Origin of the sequence: Aureimonas sp. SA4125 (assembly GCF_019973775.1) — a bacterium.
Lineage (GTDB): Bacteria > Pseudomonadota > Alphaproteobacteria > Rhizobiales > Rhizobiaceae > Plantimonas.
The window spans coordinates 1727838-1750205 of the sequence record NZ_AP025032.1 but is presented as its reverse complement, the minus strand read 5'-3'; the positions used below and the strand labels follow the sequence as shown (position 1 = coordinate 1750205).

The window sequence follows — 22368 nt, the reverse complement described above, 5'->3', positions numbered from 1 at the left end:
GGTCATGTCACTTGCTTTCCGGCATGCCCGCTGCGGCCTCTTCGGAGACGCGAAGATAGAAGATGCGAAGATCCTGCTCGATCTTCTCTCTGAGACCGTTCACGGCCATGGCGTGGGCGAGGTCGATCGCTGCGGCCATGCCCTCGGCATCGGTACCACCATGGCTCTTGATCACGATGCCATTGAGGCCGAGGAAGACGCCGCCATTGACCTTGCGCGGATCCATCTTGTCGCGGAGCCGGTCGAAGGCGCCCTTGGCGAGAAAATACCCGGCCCGCGCCATCCAGGTCCGGGTCATGGCGGCGCGGAGGTAGCCGGCGATCTGCTTGGCCGTGCCTTCCGCCGTCTTCAACGCGATGTTGCCGGTATAGCCCTCGGTGACGACGACGTCCACGGTGCCCTTGCCGAGATCATCGCCTTCGACGAAGCCGTGATAGATCAGCCCGGGCAGTTCGGTCTCCTTCAGGAGGCGGCCGGCCTCGCGCACGTCGTCCTGTCCCTTGACCTCTTCGACGCCGATGTTGAGGAGGCCGACCGTCGGCCGCTCGATGCCGTGGAGGGCGCGCGCCATGGCCGCGCCCATCATCGAGAAGTCGATCAGCTGCTGCGCATCGGCACCGATCGTCGCGCCGACGTCGAGGACGACGCTCTCGCCGCGGATGGTCGGCCAGATCGCCGCGATTGCCGGCCGCTCGATATTGGCCATGGTGCGCAGGCAGAATTTCGCCATCGCCATCAGGGCGCCGGTGTTGCCGGCGGAGACCGCGACGTCCGATTCGCCCGTCTTCACCGCCTCGATGGCGCGCCACATCGAGGATTTGTAGCGTCCCTGACGCAAGGCCTGCGAGGGCTTCTCGTCCATGCGGATCGACATCTCGCAATGGTGGAAGCTCGACGCCGCCTTCAGCTGCGGCAGGCCGTCGAGGATCGGACGAACCTCTTCTTCCTTGCCGTAGAGGACAAAGCGCAGGCCGGGATGGCGCTGCAGGGCGATATTCGCCCCGGGCAGCACGACCGATGGGCCGTGATCTCCGCCCATGACGTCGAGGGAGATCGTGACTCCGGATTTCAGGTCCAACGCTGTCTCGCTTTCCTTCGAAGAACGCCCCAAGGCGGCGCGAACATAGCCAATTCACATGCACAGACAACAGGCCTGGCGGGTCAGGATGCGCCGGGCTTGAGTTTACTCAAGGTCGCAAAGGGCGAGACCTTGCCGCCATCGGGGTCCGGATCGGTGTCGAAACGCTCGAAGCTGGCGTCCTCGGCGCGCGGATAGGGGTCGAGCCCGAGGGCGAGGGCCTCGGCCAGAATGGTCCCCAGTTCGATGCGGTCGCCGACATAGGTCTCGGGAATGTCGTCCCCCTCCGGGTCGAGATGCAGTTCCCCGTCCTGCGGCTGGACCATGCGGGCAAGCCGCGAATGCTCCGGCAGGAAGAGGAGTTCGATCTCCTCGTCCACGGTCTGCGGCAGCGGCTCGAGCGTCACCACGTCGGACTGGACGACCTCGGCCCTCAGGCGGCCGGTGATCTTCACGCCTTCGCCGCGCCAGCTCTTGACGAGAAGGTCGGCCCCGAGGCTTTCGACCGCAGGAATATCGAGGAAGGCGGCCATGGCAGCCCGCGCCTCGTCCGAGGCGACGAAGCGGATCGTCATCCCGTCCTTGGGAAGCTTCGAGACGATGATCGGATAGGAGACGGGCGGGGCGGCCTTGACCGTTTCGGGCATGATCTTGCTCACTCCTTGGCGTCGAGCCGGCCGGCTGTAATGTCCTCGGTGCGGACGGCATCGAGCGCGGCCTTCTGCGCCATCATATAGGTGGCCAGACGCAGCCCCGCTTCTTGCGCTCTCTCCACCGGCAGCGCGAGGCACAGAAGCGCCGCACCGAGACCCGCGGCGTCGCCCGTCCGCAGCGGCGCATCATAGGCCGCAACCCGCTCGTAGAACATGCCAGCGAGCTTGCGCATGCGCTTCGGCACCGAGGGGTCGCCGACGCCGATCTCGCGGATGGAATCCTCGACGTCGCGGATGAAGCGGTCGACGAGATCCTGCGCCAGCGCCTTCAGGCCGGCATCGTCGCGGCAGCGCGCCAGAAACAGGAAAACATGGATCGACAAGGACTCGAAGCGGCCCATCACCGTGTCGGGAAGACCGCTGTCCTGATAGAGGTCGGGCGCCCGGGCATCGGCGACGATCGCCGCGTACAGCGTATCGACGACCGCGCGATTGCGCCTGAGCTTTCTGAAACGTTCGAGCATTCGGCTTCCCATGGCCAGTCGAGGACGCGGTCGCATGGACTGGAGCCGATTGCAACGCCTCGAAAGGTGCTTTACCTAGGCCGACCCATCCGGATTGCCCAGAGCACGCCGCGATGTCGCCTTGACCGGCTCATATAGACCGCCGGGCAGCCGAGTGCCGGACGCCGCCCCAGGGGAGATGACACGCGTGAACCGTAGCCACCCATACCGTCGCCCCGCTCTTGCCTCCATGGCGCTCGGCGCAGCCCTTCTTCTCAGCGCCTGCAATACCAGCGAGGTCCTGAACCAGGGTTATATCGTCGACGACCAGACGGTGGCGCTGGTGCCCGTCGGATCGAGCCGCGAGCAGGTGCTTCTGGCGCTCGGATCGCCTTCGACGACCGCGACATTCGACAATGAGGTCTTCTACTACATCTCGCAGAAGCGGGTCCGGCCCGTCGCCTTCATGAAGCCCCACATCGTCGACCAGCGCGTGCTGGCAGTCTATTTCAACCAGACGGGCACGGTCGATCGCATTGCCAATTACGGCCTGCAGAACGGACAGGTCTTCGATTTCATCTCCCGCACGACGCCGACCGGCGGCCGCGACGTCAGCTTCATCGGCCAGATCCTCGAGCCCGGCGCGCCGCCGAGCATCGGCCTTCCCGGTGGCGGCAGCGGCAACCCCGTCGATCCGAACCGGGCGGCCGGCCAGTAACAGAGGCGAGACGTTCAGTTCGAGGACTTCCGACCGACATGCAAAACCCGCGGGGCGCGAGCTCCGCGGGTTTTTTGCGACCGTCGATGAGGCGCGGATGGCCCCCGGACCTCGGGCGCGGCTGTCCGCCGGCCCGAAGTCAGCGGAGCCTCAGCTGTGCGAGAGCACGGCCAGGAGCAGCAGCGCCACGATGTTGGTGATCTTGATCGCCGGGTTCACGGCGGGACCGGCGGTGTCCTTGTAGGGGTCGCCGACGGTGTCGCCGGTCACCGACGACTTGTGCGCCTCCGAGCCCTTCATGTGGCGGGTGCCGGCGGAATCCACGAAGCCGTCCTCGAAGCTCTTCTTGGCATTGTCCCAGGCGCCGCCGCCCGAGGTCATCGAGATCGCGACGAAGATGCCGGTGACGATGACGCCCAGGAGCATGGCGCCGAGGGCCGAGAAGGCCTGGCTCTTGTCGGCGATGAGAAGCACGCCGAAATAGACCGCGAGCGGCGCCAGCACCGGCAGGAGGGAAGGCACGACCATTTCCTTGATCGCCGCCTTCGTCAGAAGGTCGACGGCTCTGGCATAATCCGGCCGTTCCGTGCCCGCCATGATGCCCGGCTTCTCGCGGAACTGCCGGCGCACCTCATCGACCACCGAACTCGCAGCGCGACCGACGGCGGTCATCGCGATGCCGCCGAAGAGAAAGGGAATGAGACCGCCGAGGAGAAGGCCGACGACGACATAGGGGTTGGTCAGCGCGAAGTCCGGCCGGACGCCCTGGAAGTAGGCAAATCCCCTGCCCGCGTCGGCCTCTGCGACGAAATACTGCAGGTCGTAGCTGTAGGCGGCGAAGAGGACGAGCGCGCCGAGACCCGCCGAGCCGATGGCATAGCCCTTGGTGACCGCCTTGGTGGTGTTGCCGACGGCGTCGAGCGCATCGGTCGAGCGGCGCACATCGGCCGGCAGGCCCGCCATTTCGGCAATGCCGCCGGCGTTGTCGGTCACCGGCCCGAAGGCGTCGAGCGCGACGATCATGCCGGCGACGCCCAGCATGGCCGTCACCGCGATGCCGGTACCATAGAGGCCGGCGAGCTGGAAGGTCGAGATGATGCCGGCGACGATGACGAGCGTCGGCAGTGCCGTGGATTCCAGCGAGACGGCGAGCCCCTGGATGACGTTCGTTCCATGCCCGGAGACCGAGGCCTGGCTGATCGAGCGCACCGGCCTGAAGCCGATGCCGGTGTAGTATTCGGTGATCCAGACGATGAGGCCGGTGACGACGAGGCCGACGACACCGCAGGCGAACAGGTTGAGGCCGTTGATGGACAGGCCGTTCGAGGTCGTCGCGACGTCGCCGAAGCCGACGGTGGCCCAGGTCGCGAGTGCGAGACCCGCGATGGACAGGATCGTCGTGACCCACAGGCCCTTGTAGAGCGCGCCCATGATCGAGCCGTTGCGGCCGAGGCGGACGAAGAAGGTGCCGACGATGGAGGTCAGGATGCAGGCGCCGCAGATCGCGAGGGGATAAAGCATCACGCTTTCCAGCACCGGCTGGCCGACGAAGAGGATGGCGCCGAGCACCATGGTCGCGACGACGGTGACCGCATAGGTCTCGAAAAGGTCCGCGGCCATGCCGGCGCAGTCGCCGACATTGTCGCCGACATTGTCGGCGATGGTGGCGGGGTTGCGTGGGTCGTCTTCCGGAATTCCCGCTTCGACCTTGCCGACGAGATCGCCGCCGACATCGGCACCCTTGGTGAAGATGCCGCCGCCGAGACGGGCGAAGATGGAGATCAGCGAGGCGCCGAAACCGAGGGAGACGAGCGAATCGATGACGACGCGGTCCGACGGCGCATAGCCGAGACTGCCCGTGAGGACGTAGAAATACCCGGCGACGCCGAGAAGGGCGAGGCCCGCGACGAGCATGCCGGTGATCGCGCCCGACTTGAAGGCGATGTCGAGGCCGGCCGAGAGCGAGCGCGAGGCGGCCTGCGCCGTGCGCACGTTCGCCCGGACCGAGACGTTCATGCCGATGAAGCCGGCAAGGCCCGACAGGACGGAGCCGATGAGGAAGCCGATGGCGGCGTGGACAGACAGGAGCCACCAGGTGAGAGCGAGGACGACGACGCCGACGAGCGCGATGGTCGTGTACTGGCGGGCGAGATAGGCCTGCGCACCCTCGCGGATGGCGCCGGCGATCTCCTGCATGCGGGCATTGCCCTGGTCTGCCGACAGCACCGAGCGCGTCGCCCAGGCTGCGTAGACCAGCGACACCACGCCGCAAAGTAATACGATCGGTAGAATGGCTGGCATGCTGTTCCCTCGCTCTCGCCGAGGGTTGATCCCCGGCTGCCCTGCACATGTTACCGGCGGGGGATCCCTCCCCCCTCCTCCCGGCGGGGCGAGGTTATAGGAGGGTTGCAACGCGTCAAGGCGTCGCGCGGAGGTTCAGCCGCGCATGGCGGGCGCCGCGGGTCGCCTTCCCTCGACGAGAAGGACCAGGAGGCAGACCCCGACGACGGGAAAGACGATCATGTTCATCGTCTGCCACCCGTCGGCGACAAGGACGCGGCCCGACAGGAAGGACGACAGCGCGACGCAGGAGAACAGAATGAAGTCGTGCATCCCTTGCGTCTTGTTGCGCTCCGACAGCCGGTAGGTCTCGGCGACCATCGCGGTCGAGCCGATGAAGCCGAAGTTCCAGCCGAGGCCGAGGAGAATGAGCGCCAGCCAGAAATTCCAGATCTCGAGGCCTTCGAGCGCCACCGCTGCGCTGAGGCCGATGAGGACAAGGCCCGTCGCCACGACCTTCTCCTTGCCGAAGCGGGCGATGATTCGGCCCGTGAAGAAGCTCGGGGCGAACATTGCGAGGACATGCCACTGGATGCCGAGGACGCCGATGTCCTGCGAGAAGCCGCAGCCGACGATCGCGAGCGGCGCGCCGGTCATCACGAAGCTCATCATGGAATAGGTGCCGACGCCGCAGACCAGCGCCACGAGGAATTTCGGCTGGCGCACGATGTCGGCGAGCGGCCGCGCCGGAAGGCCATCGGTCATCTGCGAGGCCGCAGGCGGCGCGACGTCGCGCAGGGCATGGAGCACCAAGGCGCCGGCAAGGCTGAGGGCGGTGACGGCGACGAAGGCGCCGGCAAATTCGGTCGGCAGGAACAGCCCGCTGCTGAACCGCACGGCCTGCGGTCCGATCACCGCGGCGAAGATGCCGCCGACGAGGACGGTGGCGATGGCGCGCGCCTGAAACGCCTTCGGCGCGCCGTCGGTCGCGGCGAAGCGGTACTGCTGGACGAAGGCGCCACCGATTCCGATCAGGAGAAGTGCCAGCGCGAAGAGCCAAAAATCCTGCTGGAAGAGCGCCGTCGCGGCCGCAAGGCCGCCCGTGGCGGTGAGGCAGGCGCCGGCGACGAAGCCGTGCTTGCGTCCGACGATCCGCATCAGTGCCGCGGCCGGCAGGGCGCCGAGCGCGATGCCGATGTTGAAGCCGGTGACCGGGAGCGTGGCGAAAGCCTTGTCGGTGCCGAGCAGCCAGAAGCCGGCGAGACCGCCGCTGGCGATGGTGATGGGTGCAGCCGCGCCGACCAGCGCCTGCGCCGCAGCCAGCACGACCGCATTGCGCCGCGCCAGCGTCTCGCCGGCAGGATGCGCCGTCATGATCAGCTCGTGCCGCGGCCTTCGCCCCGCGACCGGCGGGCGATGCGGTCGAGGACGGCGTTGACGAGGCGCGGCTCGTCCTCGGAATAGAAAGCCTTGGCAACGTCGACATATTCGGTGACGATCACGGCGACCGGGACGTCCTTGCGGTTCATCACCTCATAGGTGCCCGCCCGCAGGATCGCCCGGAGCGTGGTGTCGAGACGGGCGAGCGGCCAGTCCGGCGTCAACGAGGTGTGGATCAGCGGATCGATCTCGGTCTGGCCCCGAACGACACCCGAGACGACGTCGCGAAACCAGGCGGCGTCGGCGTCGCGATAGGTCTCGCCGTCGACTTCCTGGCCGAGGCGGAAGGTCTCGTATTCGGCGACGATTTCCAGGAGCGGCGTGCCGCCGACATCCATCTGATAAAGCGCCTGCACCGCGGCAAGACGCGCCGCGCCCCGCTTGTTGGCGGGCTTGATGGGTTTTGCGTCGGCGTCGGACATCTCAGCCTCCCAGCTTTTCGCGCAGCGCGATCATCTTCAGCGCCGCCTCGGCCGCCGCACCGCCCTTGTTCAGGCGCTCCGGCATTGCCCGCTCCAGCGCCTGGGCCTCGGTCTCGACCGTCAGGATGCCGTTGCCGATGGCGAGGCCCTCCTGGAAGGTCAGGTCCATCAGCGCGCGCGAGGATTCGTTGGCGACGATCTCGAAGTGGTAGGTCTCGCCGCGGATGACGCAGCCGAGCGCGACGAAACCGTCATAGGCCGTGCCGCCCTCTTCGCCGCCGACGAGGGCAAAGCTCACCGCCGCCGGTATTTCCAGTGCACCCGGCACAGTGACGACGTCATAGGTCGCGCCGGCCGCTTCGAGCGCCGCCTTGGCGCCGGCAAGCTGGGCGTCGGCGATGTGGTCGTAGAAGCGGGCTTCGATGACGAGGAGATGCGGAGCGGACATGGCGGACCCTTTGGCGTCGATGCTGGCGGCGGGCGAAGCATCTGCCCGCGGCCGAAGCGCAGTCCTTACCCCAAGTCGCGCGCAAGCGATATCGAGACGTCGAAGGATGTTGCCTGACCGCGTGCCGAGATCCCGATTGCCGGTGGCTGTCGCTGACCGGCCGACACCCTTCAGCTTCCGGCTCGCCCATCACGGTCAAGTTCCTGCGACGTCCCCAGCAGCGTCCGGACGAAGCGGGCGGTGCGCGGGTCGCCCGGATGGCGGAAGATCGCGTCGGGTGGTCCCTGTTCGACGATCCTGCCGCCGTCGAGAAAGGCCACGCGATGGGCGACCTGGTCCGCCAGCCGCAGGTCGTGCGTCGCCATCAGCATGGTCATCCCCTCCCCGGCCAGCGCGCCCAGAACCTCGACCACCTCGGCGGCAAGCTCGGGGTCGAGCGCCGAGGTCGGCTCGTCGCAGAGCAGCAGCGTCGGCGAGGCGGCGATGGCGCGGGCGATGGCGACGCGCTGCTGCTGGCCGCCCGACAGCGTCGAGGGCCAGGCATCGGCCTTGTGCGCCATGCCGACCTTGTCGAGGAGGTCCATGGCATGAGCCCGCGCCTTGTCAGTCGGCCACTTCCACACGGTGACCAGCCCTTCCGTCACATTGTCGGCGACGCTGCGATGGGGAAAGAGCTGAAAATTCTGGAAGATCATGCCCGTCTTGCGGCGCATGGCGAGGATTTCCGCCTGCGCAGGGCGGCGGACGGGGGTGAACACGATACGCGCATCGCCGATTTCGAGGGTCCCGGCCTCGGGAAGCTCCAGCAGGTTGGCAGTGCGCAATAGCGTGCTCTTGCCGCTGCCGGACGGGCCGATCAGGGCGGTCACCTGACCCTCGGCGATGTCGAGATCGACGCCATCGAGGACGGTGTTGTCGCCGAATCGCTTCACGATGCCGGAAAGGCGGATCATGCGCCCTGCTCCAGAAAGCCGCCCTGGCGCCCGAAATGCTTCTCCAGACGGCTCTGCAGCGCGGACAGGACGGAGGACAGGAGGAGGTAGAGGAACGCCGCCTCGACATAGAGGATCAGCGGCTCGTAGGTGACGGCGACGATGCGCTGGGCCTGCTGGAACATCTCCGGCACGGTGATCGCGGCGGCGAGCGAGGTGTCCTTCACGAGCGAGATGAAGGAGTTCGACAGCGGCGGCACGGCGACGCGCACCGCCTGCGGCACGATGGTCCGCCGCAACGCCTGCGGCTGCGTCATGCCGATGGCATAGGCCGCCTCCCACTGCCCCTTTGAGATCGACGAGAGCGCGGCCCGAATGATCTCCGAGGTATAGGCGCCGACGCTGAGACTGAAGCCGATGAGCGCGGCGGGAAAGGCATCGATCAGGATGCCGAGGCTCGGCAGGCCGTAGAAGATGACGAAGAGCTGGACGAGCAGCGGCGTGCCGCGGATGAACCAGACGTAGAAGCGCGCGACGAGTGCCAGCGGCCTCGGCCCGAACAGGCGGGTGATCGCGGTAAGGAAGCCGAGCGTCAGGCCGAAGACGAAGGAGAGGATCGCCAGCGGCACGGTGAAGGTGATTCCGGCGCGGACCAGCGGCAGCAGCGAATCGAGCATCAGTTGCAAGGCGGGGGGCAAGGCAGTCCGTTCCTGTCGCAGCGGTCATCGACGTTCCGAGAAAGCCCGCGGCCGGAACGCGATGCTCCTGGCCGCGGTGTCGATCAGTCGATCATTGGGCCTCAACAACTAGCGCAGGCACGGCGGCAATCACCGGCCGCCCTTGCCTAAAATCTACTGCGAGACGTCGGCGCCGAAATACTTGTCCGAAATCGTCTTGTAGGTGCCGTCGGCGCGGATCGCATCGAGCGCTGCGTCGATCGCGGCGACGAGTTCGGGATTGTCCTTCTGGACGATGATGCCGGAGGCGGCAGCCTCCTCCTGCGTCGCCACGATCTTCACCGGCGCGTCCGGCTTCTGCTTCTTGAAATCGAGGAAGGACAGATTGTCGTTGATCGTCGCATCGGCGCGGCCGGTCAGGACAAGCTGGATCGACTGATCGAATCCGTCCGTGCCGACGAGGCTGGCACCGGCCGTCTCGGCGATCTTGCCGTAGTTCGACGTCAGCGACTGCGCCGCGCGCTTGCCGTTGAGATCGGCAAAGCTCGCGATGTCAGCATTGTCCGCCTTCACGATCAGCACGGCCTTGGAGACGATGTAGGGCTTCGAGAAGTCGAAGCGCGCCTTGCGCTCCTCGGTGATGCCGACCTGGTTGATGACGGCGTCGTAGCGGTCCGAGGCAAGACCGGCGATCAGGCCATCCCACTTGCCCTCGACGAACTCGGCCTTCACGCCGAGCTGCTTGGCCACGGCCTGGCCGATCTCGACGTCGAAGCCGACCAGCGCGCCCGTCGCGTCGTGGAAGGTGAAGGGGGCATAGGTGCCCTCCGTGCCGATGCGCAGGGCGCCGGCTGCCGTGACGTCGTCGAGGCTGCCGGCCGAGGCGGCGGTGCCGAGCGCGAGGACGGAAAAAGCGGTGGCGAGGATACGGATCATGGCGGAAATTCCTGAAGCGAGAGGCGCACGCAGCGCGTTGCCCGGAAACTCGGCATTTAGCTGCTCAATCTCAAGGCATGAATTGTCGCCTGGCGGATGAACTGGGGTCGTTTGTTCCGCTCGGTCCGCTATTTCGAAGAAACGGTCGGCAGTACCCGGCCCACTGTCTCGTACCGATCCTGTCCGGCCTCGCCATACCCGCGTTCGCACCACACAGCCACCGCGGGCGCAAATGTTTCAGCGCGTCTCGCGCGCGGAAAATAACCGCTCGGCATAGCGGGCGATCTGGTCGATCTCGAGGTTGACGCGGTCGCCCGCCTGCCGCTCGCCCCAGGTGGTGACGGCAAGCGAGTGGCGGATGAGGAGGACGTCGAAAAGATCGTCGTCGACGCCGTTGACGGTCAGGGACGTGCCGTCGAGGCAGACCGAGCCCTTTTTCGCGATATAGCGCTTGTGCTCGGGGTCGACGCGGAGGGTGAAGCGCGTCGCCTCGCCCTCCTCGACACGCGAAACGATGTCGGCCATGGCGTCGACATGGCCGGAGACGAGGTGGCCGCCGAGCTCGTCGCCGAGCTTCAGGGCGCGTTCCAGGTTGATGCGGGTGCCCTCGCCCCACGTGCCGGCTGTCGTCAGCCGCAGCGCCTCCTCCCAGGCCTCGACCTCGAACCAGCGCTCGTTGCCCCCCTCGTCCGGCAAGGCGGTGACGGTGAGGCAGACGCCGCTGCAGGCGATCGAGGCGCCGATGGCGATGCCGCCCGGCTCGTAGGCAGTCTCGACGCGCAGCCGCTTGCCCTCGTCGAGCGACGTGACGCGGGCGATCCGACCGATGTCGGTGACGATGCCGGTAAACATGGCGCTTCCTAGAAAGTTCGGCGCTCGTATTCGCGCCAGAGGTCGGGTCCGAGCTGCAGCTGGCGGCCGGCCCGGAACTCTGCCGGCATATCGGACGGCGTCAGCGGCGACGCAATACCGTCCGGGCCGATCACCATGTCGCCGGTGACGAGGACGACCCTGTCGACGAGGCCGTGCTCGAGAAAAGACCGCGCCGTCTCGGCCCCGCCCTCGACGAGGAGGTTCGAATGGCCGCGCGCCGCCAGATCGTCGAGCAATTCGTCCAGCGCTATCCGTTCCGTCCCGGGCTCGGCCTCGCAGGCAACGAGGTCGCAGCCGGCGGCGCGAAAGGCGGCGGCGGCCGGCGGCTGGCCGAGCACGGCAAAAGCGGTCGGTGTCTCGCGCGCCGTGCGCACCAGCTGCACCGTCAGCTTCGTGCGCAGGCCGGCGTCGAGGACGATGCGCAGCGGCGAGCGATCTTCGAGGCCCGGCAAGCGGCAGGTCAGCGCAGGATCATCCGCCAGAACGGTACCGGCGCCGACGAGGATGGCGCCATGGCGCGCGCGCAGAAGATGCGTCTGCGCGTTGGCGATGGCGCCGGTGATCGCGACCTGGCCGCCGCCGCGGCGCCCGATCATGCCGTCGCGCGAGAGCGCGAGTTTCAGGGTCACTTCGGGCCGCTTTTTCGTCAGGCGGGCGAGGTAGCCGGACATCGGCTGGCGCGCCTCCTCGGCCAGGAGGTGCGGGACGACGTCGATTCCGGCATCGCGCAGGATGGCATGGCCGCGACCGCTGACGCGCGGATCGGGATCGCCGGCCGCCGCCACGACGCGGGCGACACCCGCGCGCACCAGCGCATCGGCGCAAGGCGGGGTGCGACCGTGATGGGCGCAGGGCTCGAGCGTGACATAGGCCGTGGCGCCGATCGCGAGGTCACCGGCCTCGGCGAGCGCGATCGTCTCCGCATGGGGCCGCCCGCCCGGCGCGGTGATGCCGCGTCCGACGATGACGGGACCGTTTCCGTCGTCGCGAACGATCAGCGTGCCGACGGAGGGGTTCGTGCCGGTGAGGCCGACATGGCGCTCCGACAGCCGGATCGTGGCAGCCATGAAGCGGCGGTCGAGATCGTCGACCGGGCGAAGGGGACCAGCGAAACGCCGGGTGGCGCCGTCGGCCTGCGCCGGAGAGGCAGCCGCAGGAGAAAGGGCGGCGGCAGCCTTCGCGGCTTGTGCCGCCGGACCATCCGTCGCTTCAGGCGGCATCATCGGTTTCAGGCTTTGCGGCATCAGGCTTCTCGGCATCGGGCCGCGCCGGTTCGGGCTTGTGGCCGCCGGGCAGCGGCGGCAGGGAGACCTCGCCATCGGGCGCCGCGACCGAGCCGGCGAGTTCTCCGATCACGGCGGCAAAGTCCTTGGCCTCGCGAAAATCGCGGTAGACCGAGGCGAAGCGGACATAGGCGACGTCGTCGAGACCGCGCAGCGCCTCCATCACCAGAAGCCCGATATGGTCGGACTGGATGTCGGACTCACCCGTGGACTCCAGCTGGCGCACGATACCCGAGATCATCCGCTCGATCCGGTCCGGGTCGACGGCGCGCTTGCGCAGGGCGACCTGCACCGAGCGGGCCAGTTTGTCACGGGCGAAGACGACGCGCCGGCCCGATTTCTTGACCACGACCAGCTCGCGCAGCTGCACGCGCTCGAAGGTGGTGAATCGCCCGCCGCAATCGGGACAGACCCGGCGACGGCGGATCGCGCCGCCATCCTCGGCCGGGCGCGAATCCTTCACCTGGCTGTCGAGCGATCCGCAATAGGGGCAGCGCACGCTGGCTTAGCCGAGACCGTCGTAGATCGGGAAGCGGGCTGTCATCGCCAGGATCTTTTCCTTGACCTTGGCTTCGACGGCCGCATTGCCCTCGTCCGAATTGGCCGCCTTCAGCCCGTCGAGAACCTCGACGATCAGCCGGCCGACCTCGCGGAACTCCTCGGTGCCGAAGCCACGGGTGGTGGCGGCGGGGGTGCCGAGGCGGATGCCGGAGGTCACCGCCGGCTTTTCCGGATCGTTCGGCACCGCGTTCTTGTTGCAGGTGATGCCGGCGCGGCCGAGCGCGATCTCGGACGCCTTGCCGGTGAGGTTCTTCGGCCGGAGGTCGACCAGCATCAGATGCGTGTCGGTGCCGCCGGAGACGATGCCGAGGCCGCCGTCGACCAGTGTTTCGGCCAGAACCTTCGCGTTGTCGGTCACGGCCTTGATGTAGGTGCGGAAGCCCGGCTTCAGCGCCTCGCCGAAGGCGACCGCCTTGCCGGCGATGACGTGCATCAGCGGGCCGCCCTGCAGGCCGGGAAAGATCGCCGAATTGATCTTCTTGGCGATGGCTTCGTCATTGGTCAGCACGAGGCCGCCACGCGGGCCGCGCAGGGTCTTGTGCGTGGTCGACGTCGCGACATGGGCGTGCGGGAACGGGCTTGGATGCTGGCCGCCGGCGACGAGGCCGGCAAAATGCGCCATGTCCACCCAGAGGATCGCGCCGACAGCGTCGGCAATGGCGCGGAAGCGGGCGAAATCGATCTGGCGGGAATAGGCCGAGCCGCCGGCGACGATGATCGCGGGCTTCGACTCGTGCGCCAGGCGTTCGACTTCATCGTAGTCGATGAGGCCGGTCGCGAGATCGAGGCCATACTGGACCGCGTTGAACCAGCGGCCGGACATGTTCGGCTTGGCGCCGTGCGTCAGATGGCCGCCGGCGTCGAGGCTCATGCCGAGCAGCGTCTCGCCGGGCTTCGACAAGGCGAGCAGCACAGCCTGATTGGCCTGGCTGCCGGAGTTCGGCTGGACGTTGGCGTAGGCGCAGCCGAACATTTCCTTGGCGCGCTCGATCGCCAGTTCCTCGGCGATGTCGACATATTCGCAGCCGCCATAATACCGGCGGCCGGGATAGCCCTCGGCATATTTGTTGGTGAGAACCGACCCCTGCGCTTCCAAGACGGCGCGCGAGACGATGTTCTCCGAGGCGATCAGCTCGACCTCGTGGCGCTGGCGGTTCAGTTCGCCGCGCATGGCCTTGAACAGCGCCGGGTCGCTCGTCGCGATACCGGTGGTGAAGAAGCCGTCGAGGACGGTCGTGGATTCGATGGCTGCGGACATTCCGGTCACTCCGATGTCGGGGCGGGAGCGCAACGGCCCGCCGGATGCAATGGGCCGATAGCACATGTCCCGGCCTCTCGCCACTCGTCCCGGCGCGACAGGGCGGGGCCGCAAACGGAACGGCCGGGGACGTTTCCGTCCCCGGCCGAAAGCTGCCTGATGTTCAGGATGTCAGCAAGTGTTCAGTTCGTCAGCAAAGCTGTGTCAGTAGGGAATCTCTTCCGCCACGGCCATGCCAGCGGGGGCGGTCTGCTCGTTCATCGCGAGGAGCTCGGAACCGTCGCGGTGATAGATGTCGTCGCGGAACTGCACGACCGACGGGTCCGTCGCCCAGGCGGAGATATAGGTGAAGTAGACAGGCACCGGGTTGGAGAGGTCGATGTCCTGGCGCTCGCGCGTCCCGATGACCTGTTCGATGCGCTGGCGGTCCCAGCCCGGCACGTCGCGCGCCAGCCAGACGACGAGATCGCGGACGTTCTGCACGCGAACGCAGCCCGACGATTCAAAACGCAGCAGCTTGGAGAAGAGGCTCTGCTGCGGCGTGTCGTGCATGTACACGGCGTGTTCGTTCGGAAAGTTGATCTTGACCGACGACATCGCGTTGTTCTTGCCGGGGTTCTGGCGGAAGAGATACCTGGTCGCCTCTTCCGTGTTCCAGTTGATCTGCTCCGGCGGGATCTCGCTGCCATCGGGCGCGAAGATGTGGATGTCGTTCTTGGCCAGATACTGCGGATCCTTCTGCATCAGCGGGATGATGTCCTTGCGGACGATCGACACCGGCGCATGCCAGTAAGGATTGAGGTTGAGGTTGGTGATCTTGGAATTCAGGATCGGCGTCTGGCGGTCGATCTTGCCGACGACGGCGGTATGACGCTGGACGACGCGGCCGTTCTCCACGGCCTCGATGGTTGCGGCCGGAATGTTGACCATGACGAAGCGGTCGCCGAGGGGGCCGGACATGGCCTGAAGGCGGACGATATTGGTCTGCAGCTGGCCGAGCCGGATATCGGCGGGCACGTTCAGCGCCTTGAAGCTGTAGGTCGAGATCACGCCGTCGCCGGGAAGCCCGTGCCGCGTCTGGAAGCGCTTGGCGGCGGTGTCGACATAGCTGTCGAAGGCCGTCGACATGCCCGCCGATTGCGACAAGTCGCCGGAGACCATCAGGCGCTGGCGCAGGGTGGAAACCGCGGGGTGGTCGACACCGAGCTGCAGCTTGGCCTGGTCGGGCACCATCGGCCAGCCGCCGGCGCCGACGATCTGCCGATAGGTCTCGAGTGCCTGCTGCATCGAGGCGACGGTGTTGGGCGAAAATACCGGCTCGTTCGACGCGACCTTGACCGTGCTCGAACCGCGCGTGTCGAACTGGTCGTTCCAGTTGCCGCGGCGCGGCGCGGACAGCAGCCCCTCCAAGGCCGACTGCGCATGGCCGACGCCCGGAATCATGGCGGCACCCGCGGCGGCAGCGCCGGCAAAGAACTTGCGCCGCGACATGGCTCGGGAATCGGTGCCCTTGGTGGGTTTCGTCATATCAACCTCGTCAATGCTGCGGCCCGGTCGGTCGCGTGTCGGCGCGGATTATCGCGCCAACAGGGTAAACGGAAAGACAACGCGGCAGACTGGCGGAGACTCTACACCCATAGCGCGCCTTAACCCGTGAAAGGTCATGGCAATATGGCCAAAGCGTGAAGCCACCGGCGTTTGGCCGCCACCTCTTCGTGAACGGCGCGGCCCGCGTATGGCAGGTTTCCTCCCCGGCGCATGCGGGGCGCCCTCACCTCACCGCGATGCGCCCGTCACCAGTGGTTGCCGGCATCGATCCTCTGCGCCCACCGGAAACACCGGCGCCCCGACGAGAGCGGCAGAAGCCGGTCATCGTCGAGGCGTTGAAGGCCAGAGCGGAGGGGACTAGAGGCGGTAGAGGATCTGGTCGTTCCAGAACCGGTCGAGCAGCTGCAGCGACTTGTTCATCTTCTGGAATTCCTGCTCGTCGAGACCGCCGACCTTGTCGATCGAGCCGATGTGGCGATCGTAGAGCTCGGCAACCATCGTCGCGACTTCGGCGCCGGCCTTCGTCAGCTGGACGCGGACGGCGCGGCGGTCGACCCGCGAGCGCTGGTGGTCGATGAAGCCGAGATCGACCAGTTTCTTCAGATTGTAGGAGACGTTCGAGCCGAGATAGAAGCCCCGGGTGCGCAGTTCGCCGGCGGTGAGAACGGAGTCGCCGATGTTGAAGAGCAGCAGCGCCTGCACGGCGTTGATGTCGGTGCGGCCGGCGCGGTCGAACTCGTCCTTGACGACGTCGAGCAGGCGGCGGTGCAGCCGCTCGACCAGCTGCAGGGTTTCGAGGTAGAGCGACTTCAGTTCGAGCTTCGGGGCGGCGGGCGTCAAGGCATCATGCCTAATCTGCGTCTTCATCTGTATTTCTCCGCTGTGTTCTTTGATGAGTGCTCTTACTCGGCTTCATCTTGAGACCAACACTACGGGGCGCATCTAAAATTCGACTTAAAACCCAGGCTTAATGCAGTCTTACCTCGGATCATCCCGAGACTTGCTTAATGAAATCCCTGCGATTCCTTACCTTTTTGTTTCAATATCGGGGATTGCCGGGCATCAAGGGCGGCGCAGGCGGCGCCAGCGGACCCAGGCGGCGACGAGCCGGAGCACGGCGAGCGCCGACAGGCCGACGAGGTGGAAGAACATCCAGGGCGTCGGACTGCCGAACAGTCCGGGAAAGCCGAGATGCATCACCGCCTCGACCAGCGCCACGATGATCCAGATCACCGCGCCCCAGGACACCACCATCCACAGGCCGACGCCGGCGACGGGCGCCAGCACGGCCAGGACCGTCGCGGCCACCCTCCACCAGATCGGCATCAGGTCGAAACGCCAGAGCGGGCCGTCGTAGATACCGACCAGCCTTACCCAGTAGAAAATGCCGATGGCAAAAAGAACCATGGCCGACAGCCGGAGCAGCCAGACCAGCATCTGGCGGTTGCGCCGCTCCAGATGATCCAGGGCCGACGGTTCCAGCGTCATGCGGCGGGTCGAACGGCGGTCGGCATGGCAAGCCTTTCCTGGCAAAACTTCTGGCGTCGATGGCCGATCGGGCCTGGACGGGATCCATCGTGTCGCAGCGAGCGGCATGCCGGGGCGGGAGGGCCGACGCTAAGGGTGCCGGGCCGGGCCGTCAACGCGCTTCGCCGATCGTCTCCGCGACGGGTCTTGTCCCGCGCAACGGTTGAAGCATGCCCGTTATATCGCCTAGAAGACTGGGAAAGCGACGTTTCCTTGGGCAGTCTGCCCCGCCGACAGCGCCCAAACGAGGACTTCCCGCCATGGCCAAGCGCAGTGACATCTCCCAGAAGATCGACGACGCGACGGGCGGACTTCGGCTGCGGCGCCTGCGGCAGAACGACTGGACGCGCCGGCTGGTGCGCGAGACGACGGTCTCGGTCGACGATCTGATCTGGCCGATCTTCGTGCGCGACGGCGACGGCGAGGATCAGAAGGTCGAGTCGATGCCGGGCGTGTTCCGCCTCTCGGTCGCCCGCTGCGTCGACGCCGCCAAGGAGGCGCGGGACCTCGGCATTCCGGTGATCGCGCTGTTTCCCTACACCGACAAGAGCGTGCGCGACGAGCGCGGCACCGAGGCCCTGAACGAGGCCAACCTCGTCTGCACCGCGACCCGCGCGATGAAGGCCGCGGTACCGGAGGTCGGTATCCTCTGCGACGTGGCCCTCGATCCCTACACCATCCACGGCCATGACGGCATTATGCGCGGCGAGTGCATCGACAACGACGAATCGGTGGAAATGCTGTGCCGGCAGGCGCTGGTGCAGGCTCAGGCGGGCTGCGACATCATCGGCCCCTCCGACATGATGGACGGGCGCGTCGCCTGCATCCGCTCGGCGCTCGACGGCGAGGGTCTCCGCGACACGCTGATCATGTCCTATGCGGCGAAATATGCCTCCGCCTTCTACGGGCCGTTCCGGGAAGCGGTCGGGTCCGGCGGCATGCTGAAAGGCGACAAGCGCACCTATCAGATGGACTACCACAACGGCGACGAGGCAATCCGCGAGGCCGAGCTCGACATCGCGGAGGGTGCCGACATGATCATGGTCAAGCCGGGCATGCCCTATCTCGACATCGTCTCGCGGCTGGCGCGGGAATTCGGCATGCCGACCTTCGCCTACCAGACCTCGGGCGAGTACTCGATGATCATGGCGGCCGCCGGCCATGGCTGGATCGACGGGGAACGGGCGATGATGGAGAGCATCGTCGGCTTCAAGCGGGCGGGCGCTGCCGGCGTCCTCAGCTATTTCTCGCCGCGCGTCGCCAGAAAGCTGCGCGGGGACTGAGACGCTTCCAGCCGAATATTGCGGCGGCGGCGCGGCGATCCCATCTGTAAGGGGAGATGGGGAAGCGTCGCTTCCCCGCGCTCGCCGCAAAAATCGCGCGGGCCAGCACGGACCAGGAGATGGGGACAGGGATGAGCGAGCACATTGGTGCGCAGTTCGAGCCGCGGGGCGACGCCTTCAGTGCAGACCACCTCTACGAGGGCGTGCGCCGACGCCGCATGGCCGCCTTCGTCGCCGACTATGCGATCGTCCTCCTTCTCTCCGTGCCGACGGCGGTGATCGTCTTCCTGTTCGGCATCGTGACGCTGGGCCTCGGCTGGATGCTCTACGCCATTCTCCTGCCGGCCATTGCCGTCGTCTACATCGGCACCACGATGGGCAGTGCGGCGCAGGCGACCCTCGGCATGCGCATGGCGGGCCTCAAGCTCGTGCGTCTTGACGGCGCCCGGGTGGATCCGATGCTGGCGATCGTGCACGGCGTTGTGTTCTGGGCATCCAATGCGGTCCTCACGCCGTTCGTCCTGCTCGTCGGCCTCTTCACGCCGCGCAAGCAGCTCCTGCAGGATCTGCTGCTGGGAACGGTGGTCATCCGGAACCGGTGACGCGATCCTGCGCCGGCGCGGTGCCTGACCGGGCTGGCGAAGGTCGACCTCGCGGCGGACCGCGGCCGATGCGCCCGGACCCGCGCATCCGTATTTCAATTGGATCGGGCCTGTGGTTAGTATGACGATCAGCCGATCAGCCATCGGTTGCAGGGGGAGGAGACTGGCGTGCTGATGACGGCGCATCCGCAGACACCGCAGTTCTTCCTGACCTCGCCGACGCCCTGCCCCTACCTCCCCGGACAGCTCGAGCGAAAGGTGTTCACGCATCTCGTCGGCGAGAAGGCGCCGGAGCTTCTCGACCTTCTGACCCAGGGCGGCTTCCGGCGCAGCCAGAACATCGCCTATCGCCCGGCCTGCGAGCGCTGCCGGGCCTGCACCTCGGTGCGGATCGTCGTCGACGAGTTCGAGCCGACGAAGTCGATGAAGCGGGTGATGGCGCGCAACCGCGACATCGTCGGCCGGATGGATGCAGCCTTCCCGTCGAGCGAACAGTACTCCCTCTTCCGCCGCTATCTCGATGATCGCCACGCCAAGGGTGGCATGTCGGAAATGTCGGTGCTCGACTACGCCATGATGGTCGAGGACAGTCAGGTCGACACGCGCCTCATCCAGTACCGGATGCGCGGTCCCGACTCCGGCTTCACCCGCGCCTCCGACGGCGCCCTCATCGGCACCGCGCTCAGCGACGTGATGGGCGACGGCATGTCGATGGTCTACTCCTTCTTCGAACCCGACGAGCACGACCGCAGCCTCGGTACCTTCATGATCCTCGACCACATCGAGCGCACGAAGAGACTCGGCCTGCCCTATCTCTACCTCGGTTATTGGGTGAGGGGCTCGCGCAAGATGGACTACAAGATCCGCTACCAGCCGCAGGAGCACCTGCAGTCGAAGGGCTGGGAGCGGTTTCGGCCCCGCGACACGGCGGAGCCCATGGCCGATGGACGGGAAGAGCCGGCTGTCGTCGCCGGTGCCCTCGCCGCCGGATCGTAAGTCAGCAACGGGCGAAAATAGGGCCTGCCCCACAGATGCAGGCTGTCCCGATTCCGGCCTTTCCCGATGCAGGCTGCCGATCAAGGCTGACCTGATGCAAGCGGGTCGGCGGCCCAAGCGGCGCCTTCAGACCCTGGCGTACGCGCTGCCTCCTACGCCTTCTTGACCCAGCGCTTGTCCTCGCCCTGCTGCCAGTAGGTGACCTGATGGCCGGCCGCCTTCTCGATCGTCCACCGCGCACGGGCGCCGGCGAGCTGTTCGGCGTCGTGGCCGTCGAAAAGATAGACACCCCGCACATAGGACTCGAGCGAGGCCGGCACCGCGCCCTCGACCATGAAGCGGCACTGCGGGTCATTGGCGTTCTGGGCGGGGTCGACGGTCAGAAGGATCGGCTGGAGGGCGCCGCTCGACTCGGCGTCCGAGCCGTGCGGCAGGAAGGATTCCTCGCGGAACGTCCAGAGATTGTGGTCGAGCGCGTCGCGGCGTTCAGGCGTCACCGCCTGAATGACGACGCGCCAGCCGCGCGCGAGGCTCTTTTCGAGGAGGTCGGGCAGCGCCTCCTCGAGCCGGCTCTCGGTGAGATGATAGAAGAGGACTTCGGCCACCCCGCGCGCCTTCCGCCTACTTCTGCTCGTAGTGCGTCTCGACCAGGCGGTTCAGAAGGCGCACGCCGAAACCCGAGGCCCAAGACTGGTTGTACTCGTTCGACGGCGAGCCCATCGCGGTGCCGGCGATGTCGAGATGGGCCCAGGGCACGTCGTTGACGAAGCGCTGCAGGAACTGCGCCGCGGTGATCGAGCCGGCGGCGCGACCGCTGCCGACATTCTTGATGTCGGCGAACTTGCCCTCGATCAGCTTGTCGTATTCCGGCCCGAGCGGCAGCCGCCAGACCTTTTCGCCGGTCGCCTTGCCCGCTTCGTGCAGGCGCTCGGAGAGCTCGTCATTGTTGGAGAAGAGGCCCGCCTGATGGTTGCCGAGAGCGACGATGACGGCGCCCGTCAGCGTCGCCAGGTCGATCATGAACTTCGGCTGGAAACGGTCCTGGCAGTACCAGAGCGCGTCGGCGAGGACGAGCCGGCCTTCGGCATCGGTGTTGATGACTTCGATAGTCGTACCGGACATGGCAGTGACGATGTCGCCGGGGCGCTGCGCCTTTCCGTCGACGGCGTTCTCGACGAGGCCGACGATGCCGACGACGTTGACCTTCGCCTTGCGTCCGGCGAGCGCGCGCATCAGGCCGACGACGGCGGCCGAGCCACCCATGTCGCCCTTCATGTCTTCCATGCCGCCCGCCGGCTTGATCGAGATGCCGCCCGTGTCGAAGACGACGCCCTTGCCGACGAAGGCGATCGGCGCCTCGCCCTCCGGGCCGCCCGACCAGCGCATGATGGCGAGCCGCGCGCCGCGGGGCGATCCCAGCGCGACGCCGAGGAGCGCGAACATCTTCAGTTCCGTCATCTCGGCCTCGCCGAGGATCTCGACGTCGATGCCCTGCGCCGACAGTTCGTTGATCTGGTCGACATATTCGATCGGGCCGAGCACATTCGCCGGCTCGTTGACGAGATCGCGGGCGAGGATCACGCCCTCGACGACCGCGCTGGCAAGCTCGTAGGCCGTACCGGCTGCGGGGACGTCGGCGACCGCCAGCGTCACGGCGCAGGCGACATCGGCGCTTTCCTCCTCGCCGTCCTTCTTCGGCTTCTTCGTCTTGTAGCGGTCGAAGTCATAGGCCCGCAGCACGATGCCGGAGGCGATCCCCGCGGCCGCGTCGGCCGAAAGGCTGCCGTCGGCAGCATCGCACCAGATGGTCACGGTCTCGGCCTTCTTCGTCTTGGAGGCGACGACACCGCCGAGCTTCAGCCAGTCCTCCTCCCCCAAGGGGGTCTCGCCCTTCAAGCCCACGACGAGGATGCGCTCGACGTCGACGCCAGCCGGCGCGAGGATGTCGAGGGTCGCGAGCCGCTTGCCGGTGAATTTCTGCGACGCGGCCGCCCGCGCCACCGTTTCGCCGATTTGCGGCAACACGGAAGACGCAAGGCCGGCTGCTTCGCCGGCAAACAGCACGAGCACGCCTTTTCCGGGCAATTCCATGGGGGCAAAGTGGACGGATGGTCGAATCGACATGGAAACTCCGATCGGAAGCGTTCTTGGAAGCTGGCGGCGCGGTGTGCGCTGCGGAAGAGACGATGCGCCAAACGTGATGCATTCGCCACAGGCCCTATCATGGAAACATGCACCGCCTTTGCAAGGGATGCAGGCAGCGGTAAGAATTCGTTAACTTCGTTCATTGGCCCTTTTTTTGGCCAAGCTGCTGCAGACTGCCGGATAAAGCATCGACCGAATTGCCGGG

General features: G+C 66.8%; 23 protein-coding genes. 4 read left to right on the top strand and 19 right to left on the bottom strand.

Annotated elements, in window-relative coordinates:
• Positions 1–7 precede the first annotated feature (7 nt).
• From plsX to Sa4125_RS08045, 3 genes are all read right to left on the bottom strand, one after another.
• Positions 8–1072 (bottom strand): phosphate acyltransferase PlsX, encoded by a 1065-nt coding sequence (gene plsX / locus Sa4125_RS08055; RefSeq protein ID WP_224007656.1) that lies wholly within the window; start codon positions 1070–1072, stop codon positions 8–10.
• 89 nt (positions 1073–1161) lie between these two features.
• Positions 1162–1725, bottom strand: coding sequence for a DUF177 domain-containing protein (locus Sa4125_RS08050; RefSeq protein WP_224005702.1), 564 nt, complete (start codon positions 1723–1725; stop codon positions 1162–1164).
• Positions 1726–1733: 8 nt separating this feature from the next.
• Complete coding sequence (locus Sa4125_RS08045) at positions 1734–2255, bottom strand: ubiquinol-cytochrome C chaperone family protein (RefSeq protein ID WP_224005700.1); 522 nt, start codon at positions 2253–2255, stop codon at positions 1734–1736.
• 229 nt (positions 2256–2484) lie between these two features.
• Between Sa4125_RS08045 and Sa4125_RS08040 the strand changes: the two genes are divergently transcribed.
• Complete coding sequence (locus tag Sa4125_RS08040) at positions 2485–2952, top strand: outer membrane protein assembly factor BamE (protein WP_224007654.1); 468 nt, start codon at positions 2485–2487, stop codon at positions 2950–2952.
• Positions 2953–3102: 150 nt separating this feature from the next.
• Here the strand turns inward: Sa4125_RS08040 and Sa4125_RS08035 are convergent, their stop codons facing one another.
• The 14 genes from Sa4125_RS08035 to Sa4125_RS07970 all read right to left on the bottom strand — a co-directional run bounded on the left by Sa4125_RS08035 (position 3103) and on the right by Sa4125_RS07970 (position 17047).
• Positions 3103–5253, bottom strand: coding sequence for a sodium-translocating pyrophosphatase (locus Sa4125_RS08035; RefSeq protein WP_224005697.1), 2151 nt, complete (start codon positions 5251–5253; stop codon positions 3103–3105).
• A gap of 135 nt (positions 5254–5388) precedes the next feature.
• The gene (locus Sa4125_RS08030; protein WP_224005694.1) at positions 5389–6606 is read right to left on the bottom strand and encodes an MFS transporter; all 1218 of its coding nucleotides are present in this window, start codon (positions 6604–6606) and stop codon (positions 5389–5391) included.
• A 2-nt stretch (positions 6607–6608) separates the two neighbouring features.
• Positions 6609–7094: a transcription antitermination factor NusB gene (nusB, locus tag Sa4125_RS08025; RefSeq protein WP_224005689.1), complete on the bottom strand. Its 486-nt coding sequence runs from the start codon at positions 7092–7094 to the stop codon at positions 6609–6611.
• 1 nt (position 7095) lies between these two features.
• Positions 7096–7542 carry a 6,7-dimethyl-8-ribityllumazine synthase gene (locus tag Sa4125_RS08020; RefSeq protein ID WP_224005686.1) on the bottom strand — a complete coding sequence of 149 codons (447 nt, stop codon included), beginning with the start codon at positions 7540–7542 and terminating at the stop codon, positions 7096–7098.
• Positions 7543–7712: 170 nt separating this feature from the next.
• A complete protein-coding gene (locus Sa4125_RS08015) occupies positions 7713–8495 on the bottom strand; it encodes an amino acid ABC transporter ATP-binding protein (protein ID WP_224005683.1) in 783 nt (260 codons plus the stop codon).
• Complete coding sequence (locus Sa4125_RS08010) at positions 8492–9172, bottom strand: ABC transporter permease subunit (protein ID WP_224005678.1); 681 nt, start codon at positions 9170–9172, stop codon at positions 8492–8494. Before Sa4125_RS08010 ends, Sa4125_RS08015 begins: the two co-directional genes overlap by 4 nt.
• A 153-nt stretch (positions 9173–9325) precedes the next feature.
• A complete protein-coding gene (locus Sa4125_RS08005) occupies positions 9326–10087 on the bottom strand; it encodes an amino acid ABC transporter substrate-binding protein (RefSeq protein ID WP_224005674.1) in 762 nt (253 codons plus the stop codon).
• A gap of 237 nt (positions 10088–10324) precedes the next feature.
• Positions 10325–10939, bottom strand: coding sequence for a riboflavin synthase (locus tag Sa4125_RS08000; RefSeq protein WP_224005671.1), 615 nt, complete (start codon positions 10937–10939; stop codon positions 10325–10327).
• A gap of 8 nt (positions 10940–10947) precedes the next feature.
• A complete protein-coding gene (gene ribD, locus Sa4125_RS07995) occupies positions 10948–12027 on the bottom strand; it encodes a bifunctional diaminohydroxyphosphoribosylaminopyrimidine deaminase/5-amino-6-(5-phosphoribosylamino)uracil reductase RibD (protein WP_224007652.1) in 1080 nt (359 codons plus the stop codon).
• Between the two features lie 142 nt (positions 12028–12169).
• Positions 12170–12742, bottom strand: a complete 573-nt coding sequence (nrdR, locus tag Sa4125_RS07990) for a transcriptional regulator NrdR (RefSeq protein ID WP_224005668.1) — start codon at positions 12740–12742, stop codon at positions 12170–12172.
• Between the two features lie 6 nt (positions 12743–12748).
• Positions 12749–14062: a serine hydroxymethyltransferase gene (gene glyA / locus Sa4125_RS07985; RefSeq protein ID WP_224005664.1), complete on the bottom strand. Its 1314-nt coding sequence runs from the start codon at positions 14060–14062 to the stop codon at positions 12749–12751.
• Between the two features lie 204 nt (positions 14063–14266).
• Positions 14267–15589 (bottom strand): L,D-transpeptidase family protein, encoded by a 1323-nt coding sequence (locus Sa4125_RS07980; protein WP_224005661.1) that lies wholly within the window; start codon positions 15587–15589, stop codon positions 14267–14269.
• Positions 15590–15967: 378 nt separating this feature from the next.
• Positions 15968–16477, bottom strand: coding sequence for a MarR family transcriptional regulator (locus tag Sa4125_RS07975; protein WP_224005658.1), 510 nt, complete (start codon positions 16475–16477; stop codon positions 15968–15970).
• A 195-nt stretch (positions 16478–16672) separates the two neighbouring features.
• Entirely contained in the window at positions 16673–17047 is a 375-nt protein-coding gene (locus Sa4125_RS07970; RefSeq protein ID WP_224007650.1) for a DUF6163 family protein, read from the bottom strand.
• 350 nt (positions 17048–17397) lie between these two features.
• Here Sa4125_RS07970 and hemB point away from each other — a divergent pair, with 350 nt between their 5' ends.
• The 3 genes from hemB (at position 17398) to Sa4125_RS07955 (ending at position 20018) form a co-directional block, all read left to right on the top strand.
• The gene (hemB, locus tag Sa4125_RS07965) at positions 17398–18420 is read left to right on the top strand and encodes a porphobilinogen synthase (protein ID WP_224005656.1); all 1023 of its coding nucleotides are present in this window, start codon (positions 17398–17400) and stop codon (positions 18418–18420) included.
• A gap of 131 nt (positions 18421–18551) precedes the next feature.
• Positions 18552–19022, top strand: a complete 471-nt coding sequence (locus Sa4125_RS07960) for an RDD family protein (protein ID WP_224005654.1) — start codon at positions 18552–18554, stop codon at positions 19020–19022.
• Between the two features lie 174 nt (positions 19023–19196).
• A complete protein-coding gene (locus tag Sa4125_RS07955; protein ID WP_224007648.1) occupies positions 19197–20018 on the top strand; it encodes an arginyltransferase in 822 nt (273 codons plus the stop codon).
• Between the two features lie 152 nt (positions 20019–20170).
• Here the strand turns inward: Sa4125_RS07955 and Sa4125_RS07950 are convergent, their stop codons facing one another.
• Together Sa4125_RS07950 and Sa4125_RS07945 are read right to left on the bottom strand one after the other, a co-directional pair.
• On the bottom strand, positions 20171–20623 hold the full coding sequence (locus tag Sa4125_RS07950; protein WP_224005652.1) for a DNA polymerase III subunit chi: 453 nt from the start codon (positions 20621–20623) through the stop codon (positions 20171–20173).
• A 16-nt stretch (positions 20624–20639) separates the two neighbouring features.
• Positions 20640–22142: a leucyl aminopeptidase gene (locus tag Sa4125_RS07945; protein ID WP_224005650.1), complete on the bottom strand. Its 1503-nt coding sequence runs from the start codon at positions 22140–22142 to the stop codon at positions 20640–20642.
• Positions 22143–22368 lie beyond the last annotated feature (226 nt).

Bases quoted from the DNA above. Each gene is read 5' to 3' on its own strand.
- Sa4125_RS07980 (WP_224005661.1), bottom strand. From the start codon at position 15,589: ATGACGAAACCCACCAAGGGCACCGATTCCCGAGCCATGTCGCGGCGC.
- Sa4125_RS08030 (WP_224005694.1), bottom strand. From the start codon at position 6,606: ATGACGGCGCATCCTGCCGGCGAGACGCTGGCGCGGCGCAATGCGGTC.
- hemB (WP_224005656.1), top strand. From the start codon at position 17,398: ATGGCCAAGCGCAGTGACATCTCCCAGAAGATCGACGACGCGACGGGC.
- Sa4125_RS08050 (WP_224005702.1), bottom strand. From the start codon at position 1,725: ATGCCCGAAACGGTCAAGGCCGCCCCGCCCGTCTCCTATCCGATCATC.
- Sa4125_RS07970 (WP_224007650.1), bottom strand. From the start codon at position 17,047: ATGCTGGTCTGGCTGCTCCGGCTGTCGGCCATGGTTCTTTTTGCCATC.
- Sa4125_RS07960 (WP_224005654.1), top strand. From the start codon at position 18,552: ATGAGCGAGCACATTGGTGCGCAGTTCGAGCCGCGGGGCGACGCCTTC.
- Sa4125_RS08015 (WP_224005683.1), bottom strand. From the start codon at position 8,495: ATGATCCGCCTTTCCGGCATCGTGAAGCGATTCGGCGACAACACCGTC.
- Sa4125_RS07945 (WP_224005650.1), bottom strand. From the start codon at position 22,142: ATGTCGATTCGACCATCCGTCCACTTTGCCCCCATGGAATTGCCCGGA.
- Sa4125_RS08000 (WP_224005671.1), bottom strand. From the start codon at position 10,939: ATGTTTACCGGCATCGTCACCGACATCGGTCGGATCGCCCGCGTCACG.
- Sa4125_RS08040 (WP_224007654.1), top strand. From the start codon at position 2,485: ATGGCGCTCGGCGCAGCCCTTCTTCTCAGCGCCTGCAATACCAGCGAG.
- Sa4125_RS08005 (WP_224005674.1), bottom strand. From the start codon at position 10,087: ATGATCCGTATCCTCGCCACCGCTTTTTCCGTCCTCGCGCTCGGCACC.
- Sa4125_RS07955 (WP_224007648.1), top strand. From the start codon at position 19,197: ATGACGGCGCATCCGCAGACACCGCAGTTCTTCCTGACCTCGCCGACG.
- nusB (WP_224005689.1), bottom strand. From the start codon at position 7,094: ATGTCCGACGCCGACGCAAAACCCATCAAGCCCGCCAACAAGCGGGGC.
- Sa4125_RS08035 (WP_224005697.1), bottom strand. From the start codon at position 5,253: ATGCCAGCCATTCTACCGATCGTATTACTTTGCGGCGTGGTGTCGCTG.
- ribD (WP_224007652.1), bottom strand. From the start codon at position 12,027: ATGGCTGCCACGATCCGGCTGTCGGAGCGCCATGTCGGCCTCACCGGC.
- glyA (WP_224005664.1), bottom strand. From the start codon at position 14,062: ATGTCCGCAGCCATCGAATCCACGACCGTCCTCGACGGCTTCTTCACC.
- Sa4125_RS08020 (WP_224005686.1), bottom strand. From the start codon at position 7,542: ATGTCCGCTCCGCATCTCCTCGTCATCGAAGCCCGCTTCTACGACCAC.
- Sa4125_RS07975 (WP_224005658.1), bottom strand. From the start codon at position 16,477: ATGAAGACGCAGATTAGGCATGATGCCTTGACGCCCGCCGCCCCGAAG.
- Sa4125_RS08045 (WP_224005700.1), bottom strand. From the start codon at position 2,255: ATGCTCGAACGTTTCAGAAAGCTCAGGCGCAATCGCGCGGTCGTCGAT.